We start from the raw sequence: 20,543 nt of genomic DNA on the forward strand, positions 1-20,543 counted from the left end.
GCCCCAGACTGGAGAAACACATGAAAATCCGCGCGCAATTCGCGATGGTGTTCAACCTCGACAAGTGCATCGGTTGCCACACCTGCTCGGTGACCTGCAAGAACGTGTGGACCAACCGCAAGGGCGTCGAATACGCCTGGTTCAACAACGTCGAGTCCAAGCCCGGTATCGGTTATCCGAAGGAATGGGAAAATCAGGAAAAGTGGAAGGGCGGCTGGACCAAGGTCAACGGCAAGCTCGAACTGAAGGCCGGCGGCCGGCTGCGCAAGATCGTGCAGATCTTCGCCAACCCCAACCTGCCGCAGATCGACGACTACTACGAGCCCTTCACCTACGACTACGCCCGCCTGCAGAACGCGCCGCTGTCCGAGGCCGCGCCGACCGCGCGCCCGGTATCGCAGATCACCGGCGAGAAGATGGACAAGATCACCTGGGGCCCGAACTGGGAGGATGACCTCGCCGGCGAATTCGCCTCCCGTGCGCGTGACAAGAACTTCTCCAACATGGAGAAGGAAATGTACAAGCAGTTCGAGAACACCTTCCACCTGTACCTGCCGCGGATCTGCAACCACTGCATGAACCCGGCCTGTGTGGCCTCCTGCCCCTCGGGCGCGCTCTACAAGCGCGAGGAAGACGGCATCGTCCTCGCCGACCAGGACCGCTGCCGCGGCTGGCGGATGTGCATTTCGGGCTGCCCGTACAAGAAAGTGTTCTTCAACTGGGAATCGTCGAAGGCCGAGAAGTGCGTGGGCTGCTATCCGCGCGTCGAGAACGGTCTGCCGACGGTGTGCTCGGAGTCCTGCGTCGGCCGCATCCGCTATAACGGCATCATTCTCTACGATGCCGACAAGATCTCCGCCGCTGCCGGCACGGACAAGACCACCGACCTCTACCAGCAGCATCTGAGCATGTTCGTCGATCCTTTCGACCCGAAGGTCATCGAGCAAGCGAAGAAGGACGGGATCAGCGAAGACTGGATCCTCGCCGCGCAGAAGTCGCCGATCTACAAGATGGCCGTGCAGTGGAAGATCGCCTTCCCGCTCCACCCCGAGTACCGCACCCTGCCGATGATCTGGTACGTGCCGCCGCTGTCGCCGGTGCAGTCGCAGATCGACCAGAAGGCACTGCCGACCGAAGCCGACGGAGTCATCCCGAAAGCCTCGGCGATGCGCCTGCCGGTGCAGTACCTGGCCAACCTGCTCACCGCGGGCGAGGAAAAGCCGATCGTCGATGCGCTCAACCGCATGATCGCGATGCGCTCCTACCAGCGCTCGGTCCACGTCGAAGGCAAGGCCGACACCCGTGCGCTCAGCGCGATCGGCATGACCGAGGACATGGCGAAGGAAATGTACCGCTACCTCGCGATCGCCAACTACGAAGACCGCTTCGTCATCCCGACTTCGAAGGAAGAGATGCGCCTGGACGACTACTACGGCTTCCAGGGCCAGGTCGGCTTCAGCTTCGGCAACGAGTCGTCGGTCGGCATCTCGCCGAACTCGCTGTTCCCCGAGCGCCGCAAGGACACGGTCGAGTCGCGTCTGATGGCCCCCAACGCCACCGAGCACGACGTCACCGGCGAGCACTACTGAAAAAGGAGTTGCAGCAATGCAAACCTACAAACTGCTGGCCGTGCTGCTCGATTACCCGGGCGGCGAGATCATCGACGACCTGCGCAGCGCCGCCGCCGAGAAGGGCGGTGCGCTCGGGCTGGTCGAGTCGATCGACCGCGATCGGCTGTTTTCGGCCGGTGAGCACGCACGTATCGCGGGCTTCATCGATTGGGCCCTGGCCCAGGATCAGACCGAGCTCGAGGGCCGCTACGTCAAGACCTTCGATCTGACCCCCGAGCACAGCCTGCACCTGACCCATCACGTTTTCGGCGACGACAAGAACCGCGGCCCGGCATTGATCGACCTGTCGGAGTACTACAAGTCGTTCGGCCTGCAGCACGACGAGCACGAAATTCCAGACTATCTGCCGATGATGCTGGAGTTCGTCTCGCAACTCGAGGAAACCGAGGCGCGGGTCTTCCTGACCGATGCCGTCAAGGTCTTCAACGTGCTGGCGTCCAACCTGGAAAAGGCGGAGAGCCCGTACGCCGCGCTCGTCCGCGTCATCGAAAACCACAGCTCGCTCGCCAAACTGGCAGCCTGAGGAGAGCAACATGTCTTTGACCAAACTGATTTTCGGGGTCTATCCCTATATCTGTCTGACCGTGTTCGTGATCGGCAGCTGGATCCGTTACGACAACGAGCAATACACCTGGAAGACCGACTCGTCGATGCTGCTGTCGAAGTCGGGGATGCTGGTGGCGAGCAACCTGTTCCACGTCGGCGTCCTGATGATTTTCCTCGGCCACTTTGCCGGTCTGGTGCTGCCGCACGGCCTGTGGCTGGCGCTCGGCGTGTCCGACCTGACCCACCAGTGGATCGCGATCTGGGCCGGTCTGGTGTTCGGTACGATGTGCCTGCTCGGCGGCAGCTTCCTGTGGTACCGCCGCATGTACAATCCGCGCATCCGCCTCAACAGCCGTCGTAGCGACGTGTTCGTGATCACCTGGCTGATGATCACCCTGATCCTGGGGCTGAGCACGATTCCGTTCTCGATCGGTCATGCCAACAACGGCGATCCGGCGGTGATGCTGGCGCTGGCCGACTGGGTCAAGAGCGTCCTGCTGCTGAACCCGCAGCCCGAGCTGATGGAGCAGGTCGACCCGATCTTCCGCGCCCACATCTTCTTCGGCATGACGGTGTTCCTGGCCTTCCCCTTCACCCGCCTGGTGCACATCCTGACCGCGCCGTTCAACTATCTGGGTCGCGCCTACCAGATCGTCCGGACCAAGCGCCGCATCGAAGCGCGCCAGTCCTGATCTTTTCCGCGCAGGCGGGGCAAGACGCGCGGCGGATTCAGCGCCGCGCGTCTTGCCTTTCGGGCAGTTTGGCCCTAGCTTGCGCGAATGAATTCGACTCAATCCACTTTGATGTTGCTGCGCGGCTCCGGGCTGTCGGTCAAGATCACGGCCATCCTGCTCGGTTTCTTCCTGGCCGCGCTGACCGCGATCGGACTGACGCTGTTCATTTCCTGGCACCTGGAAGGGGCCGCCGCGGCGATCAACGACGCGGGCAGCCTGCGCATGCGCATGTACCGGCTCGCCCACCATCTCGCACGCGCCGACGAGCTCGGCCAGGTCCCCTCGGCGACCTTCGCCTCCGACCTTCGCCGGCGGGCGGACGAGTTCGAAAACGTGCTCGCCAATCTGCGCGCAGGTGACCCAACGCGTCCGCTCTTCCTGCCCCGCGACGACGGCATCCCGGAGGATGTCGAGCGTCTGTACGAAGACTGGCGGACGCGTCTGCGCCCGATTCTCGAGGCTATCGTGACTACGCCGACGCCGGCGATGCTTCACGCCAGGGCGCTCGACTTCGACGCCCAGGTCGTGGCCGCCGTGGCCACGATCGACGACATCGTGCTGCGCATGGAGCACAGCTACGGCCGCAATACCAACATCCTGCGCGCTTCCCAGGTGGGCCTGGTGGTGCTGGCGGTGATCGGCACGTTCGTGCTGCTGCGCTTTTTCTTCCTGACCGTGATCCGGCCGCTTTACGAGCTCCAGGTGGGCGTCAAGCGGATGGAAAAGGAAGATTTCGATGCACGCGTGCCGGTGCTCGCCAATGATGAATTCGGCGAGCTGTCCGCAGGCTTCAACCAGATGGCCGCGCACCTCCAGGATCTCTATGCCACGCTCGAGGAGCGGGTGGATGCGAAAACGCGAAGCCTCGAAAGCCGGAACCGCGAACTGAGGATTCTGTACGACATCGTCGGTTTCCTGCGCGAACCGAACGACGTCGATTCGTTGTGCCGCGGCTTTCTCGAGCGCGTGCAGAAAACCATGGGGGCGACGGCGGGTTCGGCGCGCCTGCTCGATCTGGAGTCGCGCAACCTGTGCATGATCGTGCACGATGGCCTGGCCGATGATTTTCTCGACCGCGAGGAAGTGCTCGCGTGCGGTGAGTGTGCCTGCGGAGAAGTGGTGCTGGGGGGGCGTTCGCTGGCACTGGATGTGCGCGAAGGCAGCCTCGACCTGACCCGCGACGCGTGCGCGCGCGCCGGGTTTCAGACCGTCTCGGCGACGTCGATCACGGCCAACAAGCGCCCGCTGGGCGTGTTCAACCTGTTTTTCGCGACCCCGACCTCGATCAGCGAACAGGATTCGCAGCTCCTCGAAACCCTTGGGCAGCAACTCGGCATCGCCATCGAGAACCAGCGCCTCCATGCGCGCGAGCGCGAGCTTGCGGTTTCCGAAGAGCGCAACCTGCTCGCACGCGAACTGCACGACTCGATCGCCCAGGGGCTGGCCTTTCTCAACCTCCAGGTGCAGATGCTCGAACGTGCACTGGCCGAAAACAAGGAGCAGGACGTCCGCAACACGGTCGACATGCTGCGGCGCGGCATCCAGGAGAGCTATGAGGACGTGCGGGAGCTGCTGGTGCATTTCCGCACCCGCGTCGAGCAGCAGGATCTGGATGCCGCGATCGCCGCGGCGTTGCGCCGGCTCGCCGAGCAGACCGGCGTTGCTACCGATCTCGAGGTCCAGGGCGATGGCGCGCCGCTCGACCCCGAAGCCGAGACCCAGGTCCTGTACATCGTCCAGGAAGCGCTCTCCAATGTGCGCAAGCACGCCAATGCGAGCTCGGTGTCGGTCAGCCTGCGTCGCGGGCGGCACGGGCTGTCGGTGACGGTGCGCGATGACGGGGTCGGTTTCGTCGAAGGGCGGGTGGCCGACGATGGCGGCGAAGCGCATATCGGTCTGCAGATCATGCGCGAGCGCGCGCTGCGGATCGGCGGCCACTTTGCCGTGCGCTCGTCGCCCGGGCGCGGAACCGAGCTGCGCCTGCAGCTGCCCAGGACCAACCACAAGGTAGCAGCATGAAGGCAAGCTCCATTCGCGTTCTTCTGGTCGACGACCACACCCTTTTTCGCAGCGGCATCCGCTCATTGCTGCAGAGCTATCCGGAATTCGAGGTCGTCGGCGAAGCGGGCGACGGTCGTGAAGGCATCCACCTGGCCGCACAGTTCCGGCCCGATGTCGTGTTGCTCGATCTCAACATGCCGGGCCTGTCGGGATGCGAGGCGGCCCGGCTGATCCTCGAGGAGTCCCCTGGGGCGCGGGTGCTGATGCTGACCGTGTCCGAAGACGCGGACGACCTGATCGATACCCTGCGCGTCGGCGCCTGCGGCTATCTGCTGAAGAACATCCAGGCCGAGACGCTGGTGGCCGCGATCAAGACCGCGGCTCAGGGGGAGTCGGTGGTGTCGCCGCAGATGATGGGCAAACTGCTCAACGGCGTGCGCGGCGCCGCCGCTCAGGAGACGCGAGGGAGCGCACCGATCGAGCGCAGCGTTGCAGGTGCTGCGCCGACGGCAGCGGCCGAAGGCGGGGATCTCGACAAGTTGTCGCCGCGCGAGCGCGAGATTCTGCAGTACATCGCCCGCGGCCAGAGCAACAAGGAAATCGCCCGTGCGCTTGATGTGGCGGAAAGCACGGTCAAAATCCACGTCCAGAACATGCTGCGCAAGCTCAATTTGAACAGCCGGGTGCAGGCAGCCGTCTACGCGGTGGAAAACGGCCTGGTGCAGGCGCCCGACACCTGAGTTCCTCCCGGCAGGCGGCGGTGCGCCGCCCCGGCGCAGATGCGTTCAGTGCAGGTCTTCAGTGCAGATGAGTGACCACTCCGTGGAACACGCCTTCGAGCTCCTTCAGCTCCTGGCGGTGACGATCGGCAATGCGGGCCACCAGGGCTTCTCCGGCGGCGGTGAGGTGGACTTCGACCGCACGGCGGTCTTCACGCCCCGGCCGGCGTTCTACCAGGCCGAGTTTTTCACAGCGGGAAATCAGCGACACCACGCCGTGCTGGTGGGCCTGGAGGCGCTCGGCCAATTCTCCGACCTGGGCCCAGTCGCGGCCGGGAAAGCCCTTGATCTGCAGCAGCAGAAGATACTGCAGGTTGGTAATGCCGTGGCGGCGGGTCAGTAGTTCGGAAAAACGCAGGAACTTGCGCAATTGGTAGCGGAAGTCGGCGAGTGTCTCGAATTCCGCTTTTTCGAGTTGGGTTTCCATGGTGTCGGAATTTTAATCGCAGGGGGGCGGCTTGCGAAGCCGTCCTTGCATTTACGGGAGCGGAGTCTAACATCAAAGCGTGATGTATCTATCTTGGGCGGTGTCTTGCCCGTTTGCCGCCGGCACCTCAAGAGCCGATTGGCGCAAGGAGGGGATGACCATGAACCTGATGCAATTTCCACAGATGCTGGTTTCGACTCATGCCGGCTGGGATGAGGTCGAGCGTCTCCGGCCGGAGATGGGCACGATGTTCCTGCGCCTGGTGCTGCCGCTGTCCCTGCTGCCGCCGCTGATGATCGTGTACGCATCCACCGCTGTCGGCGCGCACGTGTTTCCCGATGCCAGCCATGAAACCTGGCTGCTGGCGGCGATGTTTTTCTTTATCGCCGAGCATCTCAGCGTCCCCCTGATGGCGGGCTCGATCCGCCAGGCTTCGATCGCCAAGGGAGCGAGCGGCAACCTGCATGATGCCTACATGGTGGCGTCGATCTCGCCGGTGCCGCTGTGGCTGTCGTCGCTGGCGCTGTTTCTGGACCAGCCCTGGCTGGTGGTGATGTTCGCGCTGCTGGCGCTGGCGGCGTCGGGCGTGCTGATTCATCACGGGGTGCGGCGGCTGCTGCGGGTGCGCGAGGATCTCGATGCCACCGATATGGCGGTGCAGGTGACCAGCCTCGGTGTGCTGGCGTGGCTGCTGCTCGTCGTCGTCGGCGTACTGCCGCTGTGGCTGCTGTAAGGCTCAGGCCTTGACCCGCATCAGGCGCTGCTTTTCGCGCTCCCAGTCCTTTTTCTTCTCGTCTTCGCGCTTGTCGTGCAGTTTCTTGCCCTTGGCAAGGCCGATCTCCAGCTTGATGCGGCCCTTGACGTAGTGCAGGTCGAGCGGGACCAGGGTGTAGCCCGCCCGCTCGACCTTGCCGATCAGGCGGGCAATTTCTTTTTTGTGCAGCAACAGCTTGCGGGTTCGCGTCGGATCGTGGCCGACGTGGCTCGATGCCGTCGTGAGTGGTGCGATGTGCATGCCGAACAGGAATATTTCCTCGCTGCGGATGACGACGTAGGATTCCTTGATGTTCGCACGGCCGGCACGGATGGCCTTGACTTCCCAGCCCTCGAGGACGATCCCGGCTTCGTGCCTTTCCTCGATGAAGTAGTCGTGGTGGGCCTTGCGGTTGTCGATGATGCTCATGATGTGGAAATCCTTCGGACCCAGCGCACGCCTCGCGGACGGGTATGCCTGCATGCGGTAGAATCGCGCATTTTAACAGCTCGGATGCGCTCTCGTTCTGCCCGATGCGCGCACCGCTCCGCGATTGTTCCATGGCCGACGTCAAGAAGCTGGTACTGATCGAATTCACTCCCGCGCAGATGTTCGGGCTCGTTGATCGCTGCGAGGACTATCCCTCGTTTCTGCCTTGGTGCGGCGGCGCCGAGGTCCACGTGCGAACCGATACGCTGACCGCGGCCACCATCCACATCAACTATCACGGCATCAAGGCGCATTTCAGCACGGAAAACACCAAGCGCTACCCGGCCGAAATGAAGCTGCGCCTCACCGACGGGCCGTTCACCCACCTGGATGGGCACTGGCTATTCACTGCGCTCAGCGATACGGCCTGCAAGATCGAGTTCAGCCTGCACTACCAGTTTTCCAGCAAGCTGCTGGAAAAGGTGCTGGGGCCGGTGTTCAACCACATCGCCAACACCTTCGTCGATTCTTTCGTGAAGCGTGCCGGGCAGGTCTACGGAAGGGGATGAAGATGGGCGCGATGGTCCACGTCGAAGTGGTGTATGCGCTGCCGCAGCGCCAGGAGCTGGTGCAGGTCCGTGTGCCCGAAGGCGCGACCGTACGCGATGCGATCACGGCTTCCGGCCTGCTCGAAAAATATCCCGAGATCGAACTGGAGCGGCGGAACAAGCTGGGTATTTTCTCCCGTCTGGTCAGGGCGGATGCGGAAGTGCGCGATCGCGACCGGGTCGAGATCTACCGGCCGCTGATCGCCGACCCCAAGGCGGTGCGCAAGAAGCGGGCGGACGAAGGCAAAGTGATGAAGAAAGGCGGCGGCTCCGCCGAGAGCGAGAGCTGAAGGATCGCCGCGAGCCGTCCTCCGGATCGGGCCGCTTACATGGTGATGGGGGGCTCTGTATAATAGGGATTTGGTCGAAAGGAAAAAAGCCATGCGAGTGATCCAGAAGGCGCTGACCTTCGATGACGTCCTTCTCGTTCCTGCCCACTCCACGGTTCTTCCGCGCGATGTGAGCCTGCAGAGCCAGGTCACGCGCCGTATCCGCCTCAACATTCCGCTGGTGTCCGCGGCGATGGACACCGTCACCGAAAGCCGCCTTGCGATCGCGCTAGCGCAGGAAGGCGGCATCGGGGTGGTGCATAAGAACCTGACTCCGGCCGAGCAGTCCGCTGAGGTGCACAAGGTCAAGCGCCACGAGTCCGGAATCCTCAAGGATCCGATCACGATCGCCCCGACAATGACGGTCGGCGAGGCGATCGCGCTGCAGCGCCAGCACCGCTTTTCCGGCGTGCCGGTGGTCGCCGGGGGAAAGGTGGTGGGAATCGTGACCAACCGCGATACCCGCTTCGAGACCCGGCTCGACCAGCAGGTGTCCGCGGTCATGACGCCGCAGGACCGCCTGGTCACCGTGCGCGAAGGGGCGAGTCTGGATGAAGCGCGGGAACTGCTGCGCGTGCATCGCCTCGAGCGCGTGCTGGTCCTGAACGACGCCGGAGAGCTGTGCGGGCTGATCACGGTCAAGGACATGATGAAGGCCACCGAGCACCCGCTCGCCGCCAAGGACGAACAAGGCCGGCTGCGGGTGGCGGCCGCGATCGGCGTTGGCGAAGGTACCGAAGAGCGCGCCGAGCGCCTCGCCGATGCGGGCGTCGACATGATCGTGGTCGATACCGCGCACGGCCACTCGCAGGGCGTGCTCGACCGCGTGAGCTGGGTGAAGCAGCGCTTTCCGCAGATCGAGGTGGTCGGCGGCAACATCGCCACTGCGGATGCCGCGCGCGCACTCGTCGATGCCGGGGCCGATGGCGTCAAGGTCGGCATCGGCCCCGGCTCGATCTGCACCACGCGCATCGTCGCGGGGGTCGGCGTGCCGCAGATCACCGCGATCGACAACGTCGCCAACGCGCTGGCCGGCACCGGTGTGCCGATGATCGCCGACGGCGGCATCCGCTTCTCGGGCGACATCGCCAAGGCGATCGCGGCCGGGGCCGACGTGGTCATGCTCGGCGGCCTGTTCGCCGGTACCGAGGAAGCGCCGGGCGAGACCGTGCTGTTCCAGGGACGTTCCTACAAGTCCTACCGTGGCATGGGTTCGCTCGGAGCGATGCAGAAAGGGGCAGCCGACCGTTACTTCCAGGACGAGAACACCGGCAACATCGACAAGCTCGTACCCGAGGGCATCGAGGGCCGGGTCCCCTACAAGGGGCCGGTCACTGCCGTGATCCATCAGCTCATCGGCGGGCTGCGCGCCTCCATGGGCTATCTCGGCAGTGCCGACATCCCGACCCTGCACGCCAAGGCGCAGTTCGTCGAAATCAGCTCGGCAGGCATGCGCGAATCCCACGTCCATGACGTGCAGATCACCAAGGAAGCGCCCAACTACCAGATCAGCTGATCGGCGCTGACCGCAACGACGGGCGGCTGTCACAGGCCGCCTTTCCTTTTTTCGACGCTGGAGACCTTTGCGCTCATGGCTCACCAGAAAATCCTCATCCTCGACTTCGGTTCCCAGGTCTCCCAGCTCATCGCCCGCCGGGTGCGCGAGCAGCAGGTGTATTGCGAACTGCATCCGTTCGACGTGTCGGACGAGTTCGTGCGCGGCTTCGGCGCCCAGGGGGTGATCCTGTCCGGCGGGCCGAACTCGGTCTATGAAGCCGAAGACTGGCGCGCGCCGCAGGCGGTGTTCGAGCTCGGCGTTCCGGTGCTGGGCATCTGCTACGGCATGCAGACGATGGCTTCGCAGCTCGGCGGCAAGGTTGAAAGCTCGGCCACGCGCGAGTTCGGCTACGCCGAGATGCGCGCCCGCGGGCACTCGAAGCTGTTCGAGGGCATCGAGGATCGCACCAATGCCGAAGGCCATGGCCTGCTTGACGTGTGGATGAGCCACGGCGACAAGGTCACCGAACTGCCGCCCGGCTTCAAGGTCATCGGCAGCAACGAATCCACTCCGATCGCGGCGATGGCCGACGAGGCGCGCCGCTTCTACGGCGTGCAGTTCCACCCGGAAGTCACGCACACGATCAAGGGCAAGGAGATCATCGCCCGTTTCGTGCACGACATCTGCGGCTGCGGCTACGACTGGAACATGCCCGACTACATCGCCGAGGCGGTGGAGAAGATCCGCGAGCAGGTCGGCGGCGAGGAGGTGATTCTCGGCCTGTCGGGCGGCGTCGACTCTTCCGTCGCGGCCGCGCTGATCCATCGCGCGATCGGCGATCAGCTCACCTGCGTGTTCGTCGATCACGGCCTGCTGCGCCTGAATGAAGGCCGCATGGTCATGGAGATGTTCGCCGGCCGGCTCCACGCCAAGGTGGTCCATGTCGATGCCTCCGGACAGTTCATGGGGCATCTGAAGGGCGTCACCGACCCCGAGCAGAAGCGCAAGATCATCGGCCGCGAGTTCGTCGAGGTGTTCCAGGCCGAGGCCGGAAAGCTGCCCAACGCGAAGTGGTTGGCGCAAGGGACCATCTACCCCGATGTGATCGAGTCCGGCGGCGCCAAGAGCAAGAAGGCGCATACCATCAAGAGCCACCACAATGTCGGCGGCTTGCCCGAGACCCTCGGCCTGAAGCTGCTCGAACCGCTGCGCGACCTGTTCAAGGACGAAGTCCGGGAACTCGGGGTGGCGCTCGGCCTGCCGCACGACATGGTCTACCGCCATCCTTTCCCCGGCCCCGGCCTGGGCGTGCGCATCCTCGGCGAAGTGAAGCAGGAATACGCCGAGCTGCTGCGCCGTGCCGATGCGATCTTCATCGACGAGCTGCGCGCGGCCGACTGGTACGACAAGACCAGCCAGGCCTTCGCCGTGTTCCTGCCGGTGAAGAGCGTGGGCGTGATGGGCGACGGTCGCACCTACGAATACGTCGTCGCGCTGCGTGCGGTGGAAACCCAGGACTTCATGACCGCGCACTGGGCGGAGCTGCCGCACAGCCTGCTGGGCAAGGTCAGCAGCCGCATCATCAATGAAGTCCGCGGCATCAACCGCGTCGTGTATGACATCTCGGGCAAGCCGCCGGCGACGATCGAGTGGGAATGATTCGGCGGCCGGAAACACGTTGCTGAAAGAGGTCGGCGTTCATGAACAGCAAATCGACAAAGCCACGCGCCACCCGGACCGCTGCGCTCAAGGATCCGAAACTATCCAGAACCCATGCTCCGACGGAGATTTCCCCGATTGAATGGCAGCGACAGCTGCGCCGCCAGTTCGGCCGCGAGCAGGGATTCGGGCTGGAGAACCTCGGTGCGGAGCCGTTCTTCTCCGAGTTCCGCGTCAGCAACCCGCAGTCCAAGAGCAGCTATCGCGTGGTGATTCGCGGCAAACGACCGGGCGACAATTATTGCGCCTGTCCGGATTACGCGACCAACGAGCTGGGTACCTGCAAGCACATCGAGTTCGTCCTGGGGCGGTTGGAGAAGAAGCGCGGCGCTAAAGCGGCCTTTGAGCGTGGCTATCGACCGCCGTTCTCGGAGCTGTACCTGCGCAACGACGGCGGACGCGCGATCCATTTTCGCGCCGGCACGGATTGCCCTCCCGCCGTATCGACGGCGGCCGAGGGGCTGTTCGACATGGCGCGCGACGGGATGCTGCCGCCGGAAAGGTTTGCTGCGCTGGAGCGTTTCGTCCCTGCCGTGGCCAAGAGTGGGCACGAGCTGCGCGCCTATGATGACGCCCTCGATTTCATTGCCGGCCGGCGTGATGCCGAGCGGCGCGAGAAGGCGCTCGACGAGATCTTTCGCTCGGGCAGCGACGATCCGCTGCTGAAAAAGCTGCTCAAGGTGCCGCTCTATCCGTATCAGGCCGAAGGCGCCTTGTTCGCCGTGCGCGCGGGGAGGGCGTTGATCGGTGACGAAATGGGCTTGGGCAAGACCATCCAGGCGATCGCCGCCGCCGAGATTCTGGCCCGGCATTTCGGCGTGTCGAAAGTGCTGGTGATCTGTCCGACCTCGCTCAAGTACCAGTGGCAAAGCGAGATCGAGCGCTTTGCCGGGCGCCATGGTGAAAACGGCGCGCGCGTCATCACCGGCGGGCGGGCGCAGCGGCAGAAGGACTATGCACTGGACGAGTTCTGCAAGATCACCAACTATGAAAAGCTCCAGCCCGACCTCGATCTGATCGCCGCCTGGGCGCCGGAGCTGGTGATCGTCGACGAGGCGCAGCGGGTCAAGAACTGGAACACGATCGCCGCCCGTGCCCTGAAGCGCATCGACAGCCCCTATGCCGTGGTGCTCACCGGCACGCCGCTGGAGAACAAGCTGGAGGAGCTCATCTCCATCGTCCAGTTCGTCGACCAGCACCGCCTGGGGCCGACCTGGAAGCTGCTGCACGAACATCAGGTGAAGGACGAGGGCGGGCGCGTCACCGGCTACACCGGGCTGGACAGGATCGGCCAGACGCTGGCGCCGATCATGATCCGCCGCCGCAAATCCGAAGTCCTGATGCAGTTGCCGGAGCGCACCGACCAGAACCTGCTGGTGCCGATGACCGAAGCGCAGATGACCTATCATCAGGAAAACGCGGAGATCGTGAACAAGATCGTCCAGCGCTGGCGCAAGACAAAGTTCCTCTCGGACAAGGACCAGCGGCGCCTCACCTGCGCCTTGCAGAACATGCGCATGGCGTGCAACAGCACCTATCTGCTCGACCAGGAGAGCGACCACGGCGTCAAGGCGGACGAACTTGCGGCGCTGTTCGACGGCCTGTTCGAGCAACCCGAGGCCAAGGCGGTGGTATTCAGCCAGTGGACGCGCACCCACGACATCGTGATCCGTCGGCTCGAAGCACGCGGGCTGGGCTACGTCAGCTTCCACGGCGGAGTGCCCTCGGAGAAGCGGCCGGCACTGGTGGAGCGTTTTCGCGACGATCCCGAGTGCCGGGTGTTCCTGTCCACCGACGCCGGCGCCACCGGCCTCAACCTGCAACACGCCTCGATCCTGGTGAACATGGATCTGCCGTGGAATCCGGCGCTGCTCGAGCAGCGCATTGCCCGGATTCACCGGATGGGCCAGAAACGGCCGGTGCAGATCGTCAATTTCGTCGCCAAGGGCACGATCGAGGAGGGCATGCTCTCGGTGCTGGCCTTCAAACGATCGCTGTCGGCGGGCATCCTCGACGGCGGCTCAGGTGAGATCGCGCTGGGCGGCTCGCGCCTCAACCGCTTCATGAAGGAGGTCGAGAACGTCACCGGCCATGTGGGCGAGGGCGAGGCCATGACACCGGCCGAAGAAGTGGCGGGCGCGACTGCTCCGACAGAGCCCGGGGGGGTGATCAAGGATGAAGTGGAGACCGGCGTCGGCGCTGACGGGACGGCGCAGCAGGCGCCGCCGCAAGTGGACGCTGATCCCTGGCGGGCTTTGGCGCAGTTGGGTACACAATTGGTTTCGGCGTTGGTGGCGGCGAATGACTCGGCCGCTCCGGCGCATCCGTGGATCGAGCGGGATCCGGCAACCGGTGCGCGCAACCTCAAGGTGCCCCTCCCGCCGCCCGAAACGGCAGCACGGCTTGCCGATGCGTTTTCGGTGCTGGCGGACGCGTTGCGGGGCAAGGGGTGAGCGGGGGTAGAGGGCCTTCGAACGGTGTATCCCCAGCTTTTTCAACTGACTACCGGACCCGACAGCGATTGTACGCATAGAGAGGTTACGGGTTTTGCCGGCCGATGGATGTCGGGCAGCAAGCGGCTCATGGGGCCATCAGTGAAACAGGCCAATTTCCCGCGCCCGCGCGATCCCTGACTCTGACCATGATCCGTAGATTGCACCAAGGCCTGGGTATTCCGGCCGAGGTTCCGATTGACGAGACCGCCGCGCGCTGAGGTGCCAGTTTGGGCGGGAGTGTGCATCAGCCAGGGAGGATCGCGATCGTGAAATACTGGTACGGCGTCCTGCGCGCATCCTTGCGCGTGTGGCTCGATGCGCAGGTCTTCATGCATGCTGCGGCGCTTGCCTTTTTTACCGTGTTCTCGGTGGCGCCGGTGATGATCGTCGCCGTCACCGTGGTCGGACTGGTGCTGGGCGAAAGCGCGGCGGAAGGGCGGATCGCCGAGCAGCTGCAGGCCGCGATCGGTCCCGGTGCTGCCGCCGCGGTCCAGACCGCGGTCGAAAATAGCCGCATCGAGCACAGCGGGTTGCTGCCGAGCCTGGCTGGCATCGGGGCGATGCTGTTCGGTGCCACCACGGTATTCTCGCAGATGCAGAATTCGCTCAATGCGATCTGGGGAGTTGCGCCCCGGCCAACCCGCAGCAGTTTTTTCATCTACCTGAAAACCCGCCTGCTGTCGCTTGCGGTGGTGCTGGCGATCGGTTTCGTGCTGCTGGTCTCGCTCACCTTGAGCGTGCTGGTCCGGGCCGTGGTGGCGTTCGCGCAGGACTGGCTGCCGGTGCCCGCGCCTCTGGTGCTGGGCTTGGACTGGGGGATCTCGCTGGCGGTGGTGACCTTGCTGTTCGCGACGATTTTTCGCGTTCTGCCCGATGTCGTCCTCGGATGGCGCGACGTGCTGCTCGGTGCCTTCGTCACGGCACTGCTGTTTGCGATCGGCCGGGCCCTGATCGCGCTCTATCTGTCGACCACCGCCACCGCATCCACTTACGGTGCAGCCGGCTCGCTGGTGCTGCTGCTGCTGTGGGTGAATTACTCTTCCTTGATCCTGTTGTTCGGCGCCGCGTTCACGCGGGCGCACATGCAGGTGCGCGGCTGCAGATTGCGCCCGCGCCCGGCCGCGGTGTGCGTCCACCGCCAGCTCGTTGAAGACTGAGGGGCGGGCGGCGCGCCAGGGCGCGGTGGACGTGCTCAGGCTGTTGCGGCGCAACAGGCGGTAAGCAGCGAAGCGGACTCCAGGGCGACGACCTCGCCGACCATGATCAGCGCCGGAGCCTGGATTGCCGCTGCCTGGGCGGCCGCGGGCAACTGCGCCAGGGTGCTGCGTACCCCATGCTCTGCCGGCGTGGTGGCGGCGTGGATCACGGCGGCGGGAGTGTCTGCAGGCAGGCCGTGAGCGATCAGTTCGCGGCTGATGATCTCCAGCGCACTCAGCCCCATGTAGATCACCACCGTCTGCTGCGGGCGGGCGAGTGCGCTCCAGTCCAGGTTGACCGTGCCGTCCTTCAGGTGGCCGGTGGCGAATACCAATGTCTGCGCATGTTCCCGGTGCGTCAACGGGATGCCGGTTGAGGCGGCGGCGCCGGCGGCGGCGGTGACGCCGGGCACGATTTCACAGTCCAGGCCGGCGGCCTGGAGCGCCTGCATTTCCTCCCCGCCGCGCCCGAAAATGAACGGGTCACCGCCCTTGAGGCGCACGACCTGCAGCCCCTCCCGTGCGAACTCAACGAGCAGGGCATTGATGCCGTCCTGGGGCAGGGCGTGGTTGCCGGCTTCCTTTCCGACATAGATCCGCCGCGCCCGGGCTGGAATGAGCTCCAGGATGGCGGGGCCGACGAGATGGTCGTAGACCACGGCTTCGGCATTGGAAATCAGCCGGGCAGCCTTGAGCGTGAGGAGGTCCGGATCGCCCGGCCCTGCTCCGACGAGGTAGACCTTTCCCGCCCGAGGTAGCGGCGCATGGCAGGGCTGGTCCACCGTGCCGTCGCCCTGTGGGCGGCTGCGGTGCGGGATGCCGAAGCTGCGCAGCGCGCGCGTGCTGCCGGCCGAAGGTGCTGCATACGTGGTCGAAAGCGTGCCTGCGTACATGTGGATTGACTCCGGCAGATCAAAGAGGAGAGCAAAGGGGAGGGCGGTCGCGCCTGCGAAAGACCCCGAGGAAAAACCCTGAGGTAGGTACGCCCTTTCGACCAAACTTTATCCCCAGCTGCGGCGTTAAAAATTAACTCAGATCAAGGATCGCATGGACGCTGAAAAACCATACTGTCTTCAGAGTGTTGAGTGCTGTGTTGTTTCACATCCCGCGTCGCTTAAGGAGAGGGAAATGCAAAACAAAAGCTTGATCGGTAAGACGTTCGCCATGGCGCTTCTGCCGTTGGCGATGGGTAGCGTGTGGGCGCAGGGTGCGTCGAGTGCGCCGAAACTGAGCGCCGAAGAAATGGAGCAGGGCAAGCTGATCTACTTCGAGCGCTGTGCCGGCTGCCATGGCGTGCTGCGCAAGGGGGCCACCGGCAAGAACCTCGAGCCGCACTGGACCAAGACGATGCCCGACGGCACGAAGATGGAAGGCGGCACCCTCAAGCTCGGCACCGACCGTCTCGAGAAGATCATCGCCTACGGCACCGAAGGCGGCATGGTCAACTACGACGACATCCTGACCAAGGAAGAAATCAACCTGATGGCGCGCTACATCCAGAATGAGCCGCCGATCCCGCCCGAGTTCTCGCTGAAGGACATGAAGGACAGCTGGAAGCTGCTCGTCCCGGTCAAGGACCGTCCGACCAAGCAGATGAACAAGGTCAATCTCAAGAACGTGTTCGCGATCACCCTGCGCGACGCGGGCAAGCTCGCCCTGGTCGACGGCGACACCCACAAGATCTGGAAGATCCTCGACACCGGCTACGCGGTGCACATCTCGCGCCTGTCGGCTTCGGGCCGTTATGTGTATACGGTCGGTCGTGACGGCCTGACCACCATCATCGACATGTTCTACGAAGAGCCGAAGACGGTCGCCACCGTGCGCCTGGGCTCGGATGCGCGTTCGGTCGATACCTCGAAGTTCAAGGGCTACGAGGACAAGTATCTGATCGGCGGCACCTACTGGCCGCCCCAGTACTCGATCATGGACGGCGAGACCCTCGAGCCGATGAAGATCGTGTCGACCCGCGGCAACACCGTCGATGGCGAGTATCACCCCGAGCCGCGCGTGGCCTCCATCGTCGCCTCGCTGACCAAGCCGGAGTGGGTGGTCAACGTCAAGGAAACCGGCATGATCCAGCTGGTGGACTACAGCGACATCAAGAACCTGAAGACCACCACGATCGAATCGGCGAAGTTCCTCCATGACGGCGGCTGGGATGCGTCGGGTCGTTACTTCATGGTCGCGGCGAACGCCTCGAACAAGGTCGCTGCGGTCGACACCAAAACCGGCAAGCTCGCCGCGCTGGTGGACACTGCGAAGATCCCGCACCCGGGTCGTGGCGCCAACTTCGTCCATCCGGAATTCGGTCCGGTGTGGTCGACCGGCCACCTCGGTGACGCTGTCGTCTCGCTGATCTCGACCGCTTCCGATGATCCGAAGTTCGCCAAGTACAAGGATCACAACTGGAAGGTGGTGCAGGAGCTGAAGATGCCGGGCGCCGGCAACCTCTTCGTCAAGACCCATCCGAAGTCGAAGAACTTCTGGGCCGACGCGCCGATGAACCCGGAGCGTGAGATCGCCGAGTCGGTGTTCGTGTTCGACAAGGCCGACCTGAAGAAGGAGCCGGTGCGTCTCGACGTCGCCAAGGATTCGGGCCTGCCCGAAAGCAAGGCGATCCGTCGTGCGGTGCAGCCCGAGTACAACGAAGCCGGCGACGAAGTCTGGATCTCGCTGTGGGGCGGCAAGACCGACCAGTCGGCGATCGTGATCTACGACGACAAGACGCTGAAGCTGAAGAAGGTCATCACCGACCCGGCGATCGTCACGCCGACCGGCAAGTTCAACGTCTATAACACGATGCACGACGTCTACTGATCGGCCTCGTCGATCGTAGCCAGTAAAACCCCCGCGCTCAGGCGCGGGGGCTACGAGGAAAAAGCTCCATGTCAGATCGAAACGGCAACGACTCCAAACAAGAACAGCCCCGCGGGTTTTTTGCCCGCCTTCGTCGTCCGTCCAAAATGTCGCTGGGCGGCCTTCTGGCCGCGGGTTTTGTCATCGGCATCCTCTTCTGGGGCGGTTTCAACACCGCGATGGAAGCGACGAACACCGAGAAATTCTGTATTTCGTGCCACGAGATGTATGACAACGTGTACACGGAGTACAAGGAAACGATCCACTACAACAACCGCACCGGGGTGCGTGCGACCTGCCCGGACTGCCACGTCCCGAAAGACTGGACGCACAAGATCATCCGCAAGATCCAGGCCTCGCGCGAAGTCTGGGGAAAGCTGACCGGCACCATCGATACGCGGGAAAAATTCGAAGCCAAGCGCCTGCAGCTCGCACGCAGCGAATGGAAGCGCATGAAGGCCGCCGATTCGCGCGAATGCCGCAACTGCCACAGCTTCGAGAGCATGAACACCGAGGTGCAGAAGCAGCGCGCGCGCAAGCAGCACGAGATGGCGCTGGAAGACAAGATGACCTGCATCGACTGCCACAAGGGCATCGCGCATCACAAGCCGAATGGGATGACCGACGCCGACGAGGAGTAAGATCCCCGTTCCGGAACTACCGCCCAACCTAAGCACAGTGAGGAAATGACGATGAAGAAAACGATGATTGCCGGCGCCGTGGGCGCACTTCTTGCGATCGGTGCCGGTGGCGCGGTCGCCGCACCGGACTGGGGCAAGGTCGGAGCCAAGGAAATCACGCTTTTCTATCCGGGGGTGTCGCCGCTGGAGTGGATCCAGAAGGGCACCGAGCACGGCGGTGCGCGGGCACTGAAGAAGGGTGAGACCTGCGCCGACTGCCACAGCGAAGAAGCCAGCGAGATGGGCAAGAAAATGGCCAGTGGGCAGAAGATCGAGCCCACTCCGATTGCCGGCAAGGCGGCGTTCATCCCGGTCAAGGTCCAGGCTGCGCATGATGGCGAAAACCTCTACCTGCGCTTCAGCTGGAAGCAGCCTGCGGCCTCCGGCGCGGCGAAAATGGATGACAAGAACCCGGTCAAGATCGCGTTCATGCTCGAGTCCGGCGGCAAGGTTGATCTCGCCGACCAGAGCGGTTGCTGGGCGACCTGTCACCAGGATTCGCGCACGATGCCGGGAGCCGACGAAGCCAAGACCAAGTACGTGAAAGGCGGCTCGCTGGCCGAGGGCAAGTTCTATGATCTCTACCAGTGGCGCAGCGGCGAAAACAAAGGCTTCAACGGCTATGTCGCCGACAAGCGCGTGATGGAAGGCGGCAAGGCGCTGGTCAGTGCCGAAGGCAAGAAAGACGGCGACAACTGGTCGGTGGTGTTCACCCGCAAGCTCGCGGGCGGGGAGGGCGACGTCGCACTCGAAGCGGGCAAGGCCTACAATTTCGGCTTCGCCATCCACGATGACAGTGCAGCGGGTCGATTCCACCACGTTTCCCTCGGCTACAAGCTCGGCATCGATGCCGACGGGGATGTGAAGGCGGCCAAGCAGTAAACATCAGCGGCGCCAGCGTCGTACTGTGCTTGCGATCATGGGAGTCCGGGTCAGACCGGATTCCCATTCGTGCCTTCCCGGAGTAAGTTTTCCGGGAGTTGTCCGTCAGTGCCAGACCGAGGAGCCGAGATCATGAATTCGATGAATCTGCGCACCGTGCTTGTCAGTGCATGGATGGCACTCCTGTCAGGCCCGCTGGCTGCGGCCGAACATGAAGTCGTGCTGCTCGACTACCGGTTTTCTCCTGCGGAGTCGAAGATTCGGGTGGGAGACCGGGTGACCTGGATCAACCAGGAAAAGCGCGTCAGCCATTCGGTCTTTTTCCTCGGCTCGGGCGAAGAGTCGGAGCGTTTCTTTCCCGGTGAGCGCTGGTCCCGTGTGTTCACGCTTCCCGGGCGTTACGAGTACCGCTGTGGCCCGCATCCCGAAATGTTCGGCGTGGTGATCGTCGAAGAGTGATGCTGCTCGCCCCTCCTCATGGACAACCCTTGCACGCGTAGGGTTGATTCGAGTCAAGGTTTCGCTCCGGGCAAAAGTTCATCCTGATTCCGTATCCCAAGCCGTCGGAAAGCAAGATGAAACTGCCTCCTCTCCTCGTTCATGTCGCTGTGTTCATCGGTGCGGCACTGGTTTCGGCCTACTCGGCCGCAGCAGACGCCCGCCTGGCGGAACCGGACTCCGCCCGCCATCGGGAACTCGTGCACATCGTGCGCCAGGACTGTGGTTCCTGCCACGGTCTCACCTTGAACGGTGGGCTGGGGCCGGCGCTCACTGCCGCGACCCTTTCCGACAAGCCCGCCGAGGGCCTGGTCGCGACTATCATCGGCGGCCGTCCCGGTACGCCGATGCCGCCGTTTCGCGGCATCGTCACCGAAACCGAAGCGCAGTGGATCGTCGATCAGCTGAGAAACGGCTTCCCGCCCGACACCGGCCTGCCGGCGGCGCAGGCTCTGAACTGAAGTGCGTTCGCCTGCCC

General features: G+C 63.9%; 20 protein-coding genes. 17 read left to right on the forward strand and 3 right to left on the reverse strand.

Annotated elements, in window-relative coordinates:
• The first annotated feature begins 20 nt into the window (after positions 1–20).
• The 5 genes from narH (at position 21) to Tharo_RS08750 (ending at position 5,652) form a co-directional block, all read left to right on the forward strand.
• Positions 21–1,589 carry a nitrate reductase subunit beta gene (gene narH / locus Tharo_RS08730; protein WP_107220860.1) on the forward strand — a complete coding sequence of 523 codons (1,569 nt, stop codon included), beginning with the start codon at positions 21–23 and terminating at the stop codon, positions 1,587–1,589.
• A gap of 16 nt (positions 1,590–1,605) precedes the next feature.
• Positions 1,606–2,154, forward strand: a complete 549-nt coding sequence (gene narJ / locus Tharo_RS08735; protein ID WP_107220861.1) for a nitrate reductase molybdenum cofactor assembly chaperone — start codon at positions 1,606–1,608, stop codon at positions 2,152–2,154.
• A gap of 10 nt (positions 2,155–2,164) precedes the next feature.
• On the forward strand, positions 2,165–2,869 hold the full coding sequence (gene narI, locus Tharo_RS08740; protein ID WP_107220862.1) for a respiratory nitrate reductase subunit gamma: 705 nt from the start codon (positions 2,165–2,167) through the stop codon (positions 2,867–2,869).
• An 87-nt stretch (positions 2,870–2,956) separates the two neighbouring features.
• On the forward strand, positions 2,957–4,930 hold the full coding sequence (locus tag Tharo_RS08745) for a type IV pili methyl-accepting chemotaxis transducer N-terminal domain-containing protein (RefSeq protein ID WP_245880862.1): 1,974 nt from the start codon (positions 2,957–2,959) through the stop codon (positions 4,928–4,930).
• Positions 4,927–5,652 (forward strand): response regulator, encoded by a 726-nt coding sequence (locus Tharo_RS08750; RefSeq protein ID WP_107220864.1) that lies wholly within the window; start codon positions 4,927–4,929, stop codon positions 5,650–5,652. The genes Tharo_RS08745 and Tharo_RS08750 overlap by 4 nt, the downstream gene beginning before the upstream one ends.
• Before the next feature lie 58 nt (positions 5,653–5,710).
• Here Tharo_RS08750 and Tharo_RS08755 read toward each other — a convergent pair whose 3' ends face one another.
• Positions 5,711–6,118: a MarR family winged helix-turn-helix transcriptional regulator gene (locus Tharo_RS08755; RefSeq protein WP_107220865.1), complete on the reverse strand. Its 408-nt coding sequence runs from the start codon at positions 6,116–6,118 to the stop codon at positions 5,711–5,713.
• Between the two features lie 154 nt (positions 6,119–6,272).
• Between Tharo_RS08755 and Tharo_RS08760 the strand changes: the two genes are divergently transcribed.
• Complete coding sequence (locus Tharo_RS08760) at positions 6,273–6,851, forward strand: YIP1 family protein (protein ID WP_245880863.1); 579 nt, start codon at positions 6,273–6,275, stop codon at positions 6,849–6,851.
• 3 nt (positions 6,852–6,854) lie between these two features.
• On the opposite strand, the gene smpB is transcribed toward Tharo_RS08760, so the two are convergent.
• On the reverse strand, positions 6,855–7,301 hold the full coding sequence (smpB, locus tag Tharo_RS08765) for an SsrA-binding protein SmpB (RefSeq protein WP_107220866.1): 447 nt from the start codon (positions 7,299–7,301) through the stop codon (positions 6,855–6,857).
• A gap of 131 nt (positions 7,302–7,432) precedes the next feature.
• Between smpB and Tharo_RS08770 the strand changes: the two genes are divergently transcribed.
• From Tharo_RS08770 to Tharo_RS08800, 6 genes are all read left to right on the forward strand, one after another.
• Positions 7,433–7,870 (forward strand): type II toxin-antitoxin system RatA family toxin, encoded by a 438-nt coding sequence (locus Tharo_RS08770; protein WP_107220867.1) that lies wholly within the window; start codon positions 7,433–7,435, stop codon positions 7,868–7,870.
• A 2-nt stretch (positions 7,871–7,872) separates the two neighbouring features.
• The gene (locus Tharo_RS08775) at positions 7,873–8,199 is read left to right on the forward strand and encodes an RnfH family protein (protein ID WP_107220868.1); all 327 of its coding nucleotides are present in this window, start codon (positions 7,873–7,875) and stop codon (positions 8,197–8,199) included.
• Between the two features lie 91 nt (positions 8,200–8,290).
• Positions 8,291–9,754 (forward strand): IMP dehydrogenase, encoded by a 1,464-nt coding sequence (guaB, locus tag Tharo_RS08780; protein ID WP_107220869.1) that lies wholly within the window; start codon positions 8,291–8,293, stop codon positions 9,752–9,754.
• Positions 9,755–9,829: 75 nt separating this feature from the next.
• Positions 9,830–11,395, forward strand: coding sequence for a glutamine-hydrolyzing GMP synthase (gene guaA, locus Tharo_RS08785; protein ID WP_107220870.1), 1,566 nt, complete (start codon positions 9,830–9,832; stop codon positions 11,393–11,395).
• 41 nt (positions 11,396–11,436) lie between these two features.
• Positions 11,437–13,908, forward strand: coding sequence for a DEAD/DEAH box helicase (locus tag Tharo_RS08790; RefSeq protein ID WP_107220871.1), 2,472 nt, complete (start codon positions 11,437–11,439; stop codon positions 13,906–13,908).
• Positions 13,909–14,213: 305 nt separating this feature from the next.
• Complete coding sequence (locus Tharo_RS08800) at positions 14,214–15,107, forward strand: YihY/virulence factor BrkB family protein (protein ID WP_425444953.1); 894 nt, start codon at positions 14,214–14,216, stop codon at positions 15,105–15,107.
• A 35-nt stretch (positions 15,108–15,142) separates the two neighbouring features.
• On the opposite strand, the gene cobA is transcribed toward Tharo_RS08800, so the two are convergent.
• Positions 15,143–16,039, reverse strand: a complete 897-nt coding sequence (gene cobA, locus Tharo_RS08805) for a uroporphyrinogen-III C-methyltransferase (RefSeq protein ID WP_107220872.1) — start codon at positions 16,037–16,039, stop codon at positions 15,143–15,145.
• Between the two features lie 235 nt (positions 16,040–16,274).
• Here cobA and Tharo_RS08810 point away from each other — a divergent pair, with 235 nt between their 5' ends.
• The 5 genes from Tharo_RS08810 to Tharo_RS08830 all read left to right on the forward strand — a co-directional run bounded on the left by Tharo_RS08810 (position 16,275) and on the right by Tharo_RS08830 (position 20,526).
• On the forward strand, positions 16,275–17,966 hold the full coding sequence (locus Tharo_RS08810; RefSeq protein WP_107220873.1) for a nitrite reductase: 1,692 nt from the start codon (positions 16,275–16,277) through the stop codon (positions 17,964–17,966).
• A 68-nt stretch (positions 17,967–18,034) separates the two neighbouring features.
• A complete protein-coding gene (locus Tharo_RS08815; protein WP_107220874.1) occupies positions 18,035–18,646 on the forward strand; it encodes a NapC/NirT family cytochrome c in 612 nt (203 codons plus the stop codon).
• Positions 18,647–18,691: 45 nt separating this feature from the next.
• Positions 18,692–19,567 (forward strand): ethylbenzene dehydrogenase-related protein, encoded by an 876-nt coding sequence (locus Tharo_RS08820; protein ID WP_107220875.1) that lies wholly within the window; start codon positions 18,692–18,694, stop codon positions 19,565–19,567.
• Between the two features lie 132 nt (positions 19,568–19,699).
• Positions 19,700–20,026 (forward strand): cupredoxin domain-containing protein, encoded by a 327-nt coding sequence (locus Tharo_RS08825; protein ID WP_107220876.1) that lies wholly within the window; start codon positions 19,700–19,702, stop codon positions 20,024–20,026.
• 116 nt (positions 20,027–20,142) lie between these two features.
• A complete protein-coding gene (locus Tharo_RS08830; protein WP_107220877.1) occupies positions 20,143–20,526 on the forward strand; it encodes a c-type cytochrome in 384 nt (127 codons plus the stop codon).
• Positions 20,527–20,543: the final 17 nt, after the last annotated feature.

It is taken from the genome of Thauera aromatica K172, assembly GCF_003030465.1.
Taxonomy (GTDB): Bacteria; Pseudomonadota; Gammaproteobacteria; order Burkholderiales; family Rhodocyclaceae; genus Thauera; species Thauera aromatica.

Bases quoted from the DNA above. Each gene is read 5' to 3' on its own strand.
- narH (WP_107220860.1), top strand. From the start codon at position 21: ATGAAAATCCGCGCGCAATTCGCGATGGTGTTCAACCTCGACAAGTGC.
- narJ (WP_107220861.1), top strand. From the start codon at position 1,606: ATGCAAACCTACAAACTGCTGGCCGTGCTGCTCGATTACCCGGGCGGC.
- narI (WP_107220862.1), top strand. From the start codon at position 2,165: ATGTCTTTGACCAAACTGATTTTCGGGGTCTATCCCTATATCTGTCTG.
- Tharo_RS08745 (WP_245880862.1), top strand. From the start codon at position 2,957: ATGAATTCGACTCAATCCACTTTGATGTTGCTGCGCGGCTCCGGGCTG.
- Tharo_RS08750 (WP_107220864.1), top strand. From the start codon at position 4,927: ATGAAGGCAAGCTCCATTCGCGTTCTTCTGGTCGACGACCACACCCTT.
- Tharo_RS08755 (WP_107220865.1), bottom strand. From the start codon at position 6,118: ATGGAAACCCAACTCGAAAAAGCGGAATTCGAGACACTCGCCGACTTC.
- Tharo_RS08760 (WP_245880863.1), top strand. From the start codon at position 6,273: ATGACCATGAACCTGATGCAATTTCCACAGATGCTGGTTTCGACTCAT.
- smpB (WP_107220866.1), bottom strand. From the start codon at position 7,301: ATGAGCATCATCGACAACCGCAAGGCCCACCACGACTACTTCATCGAG.
- Tharo_RS08770 (WP_107220867.1), top strand. From the start codon at position 7,433: ATGGCCGACGTCAAGAAGCTGGTACTGATCGAATTCACTCCCGCGCAG.
- Tharo_RS08775 (WP_107220868.1), top strand. From the start codon at position 7,873: ATGGGCGCGATGGTCCACGTCGAAGTGGTGTATGCGCTGCCGCAGCGC.
- guaB (WP_107220869.1), top strand. From the start codon at position 8,291: ATGCGAGTGATCCAGAAGGCGCTGACCTTCGATGACGTCCTTCTCGTT.
- guaA (WP_107220870.1), top strand. From the start codon at position 9,830: ATGGCTCACCAGAAAATCCTCATCCTCGACTTCGGTTCCCAGGTCTCC.
- Tharo_RS08790 (WP_107220871.1), top strand. From the start codon at position 11,437: ATGAACAGCAAATCGACAAAGCCACGCGCCACCCGGACCGCTGCGCTC.
- cobA (WP_107220872.1), bottom strand. From the start codon at position 16,039: ATGTACGCAGGCACGCTTTCGACCACGTATGCAGCACCTTCGGCCGGC.
- Tharo_RS08810 (WP_107220873.1), top strand. From the start codon at position 16,275: ATGCAAAACAAAAGCTTGATCGGTAAGACGTTCGCCATGGCGCTTCTG.
- Tharo_RS08815 (WP_107220874.1), top strand. From the start codon at position 18,035: ATGTCAGATCGAAACGGCAACGACTCCAAACAAGAACAGCCCCGCGGG.
- Tharo_RS08820 (WP_107220875.1), top strand. From the start codon at position 18,692: ATGACGATGAAGAAAACGATGATTGCCGGCGCCGTGGGCGCACTTCTT.
- Tharo_RS08825 (WP_107220876.1), top strand. From the start codon at position 19,700: ATGAATTCGATGAATCTGCGCACCGTGCTTGTCAGTGCATGGATGGCA.
- Tharo_RS08830 (WP_107220877.1), top strand. From the start codon at position 20,143: ATGAAACTGCCTCCTCTCCTCGTTCATGTCGCTGTGTTCATCGGTGCG.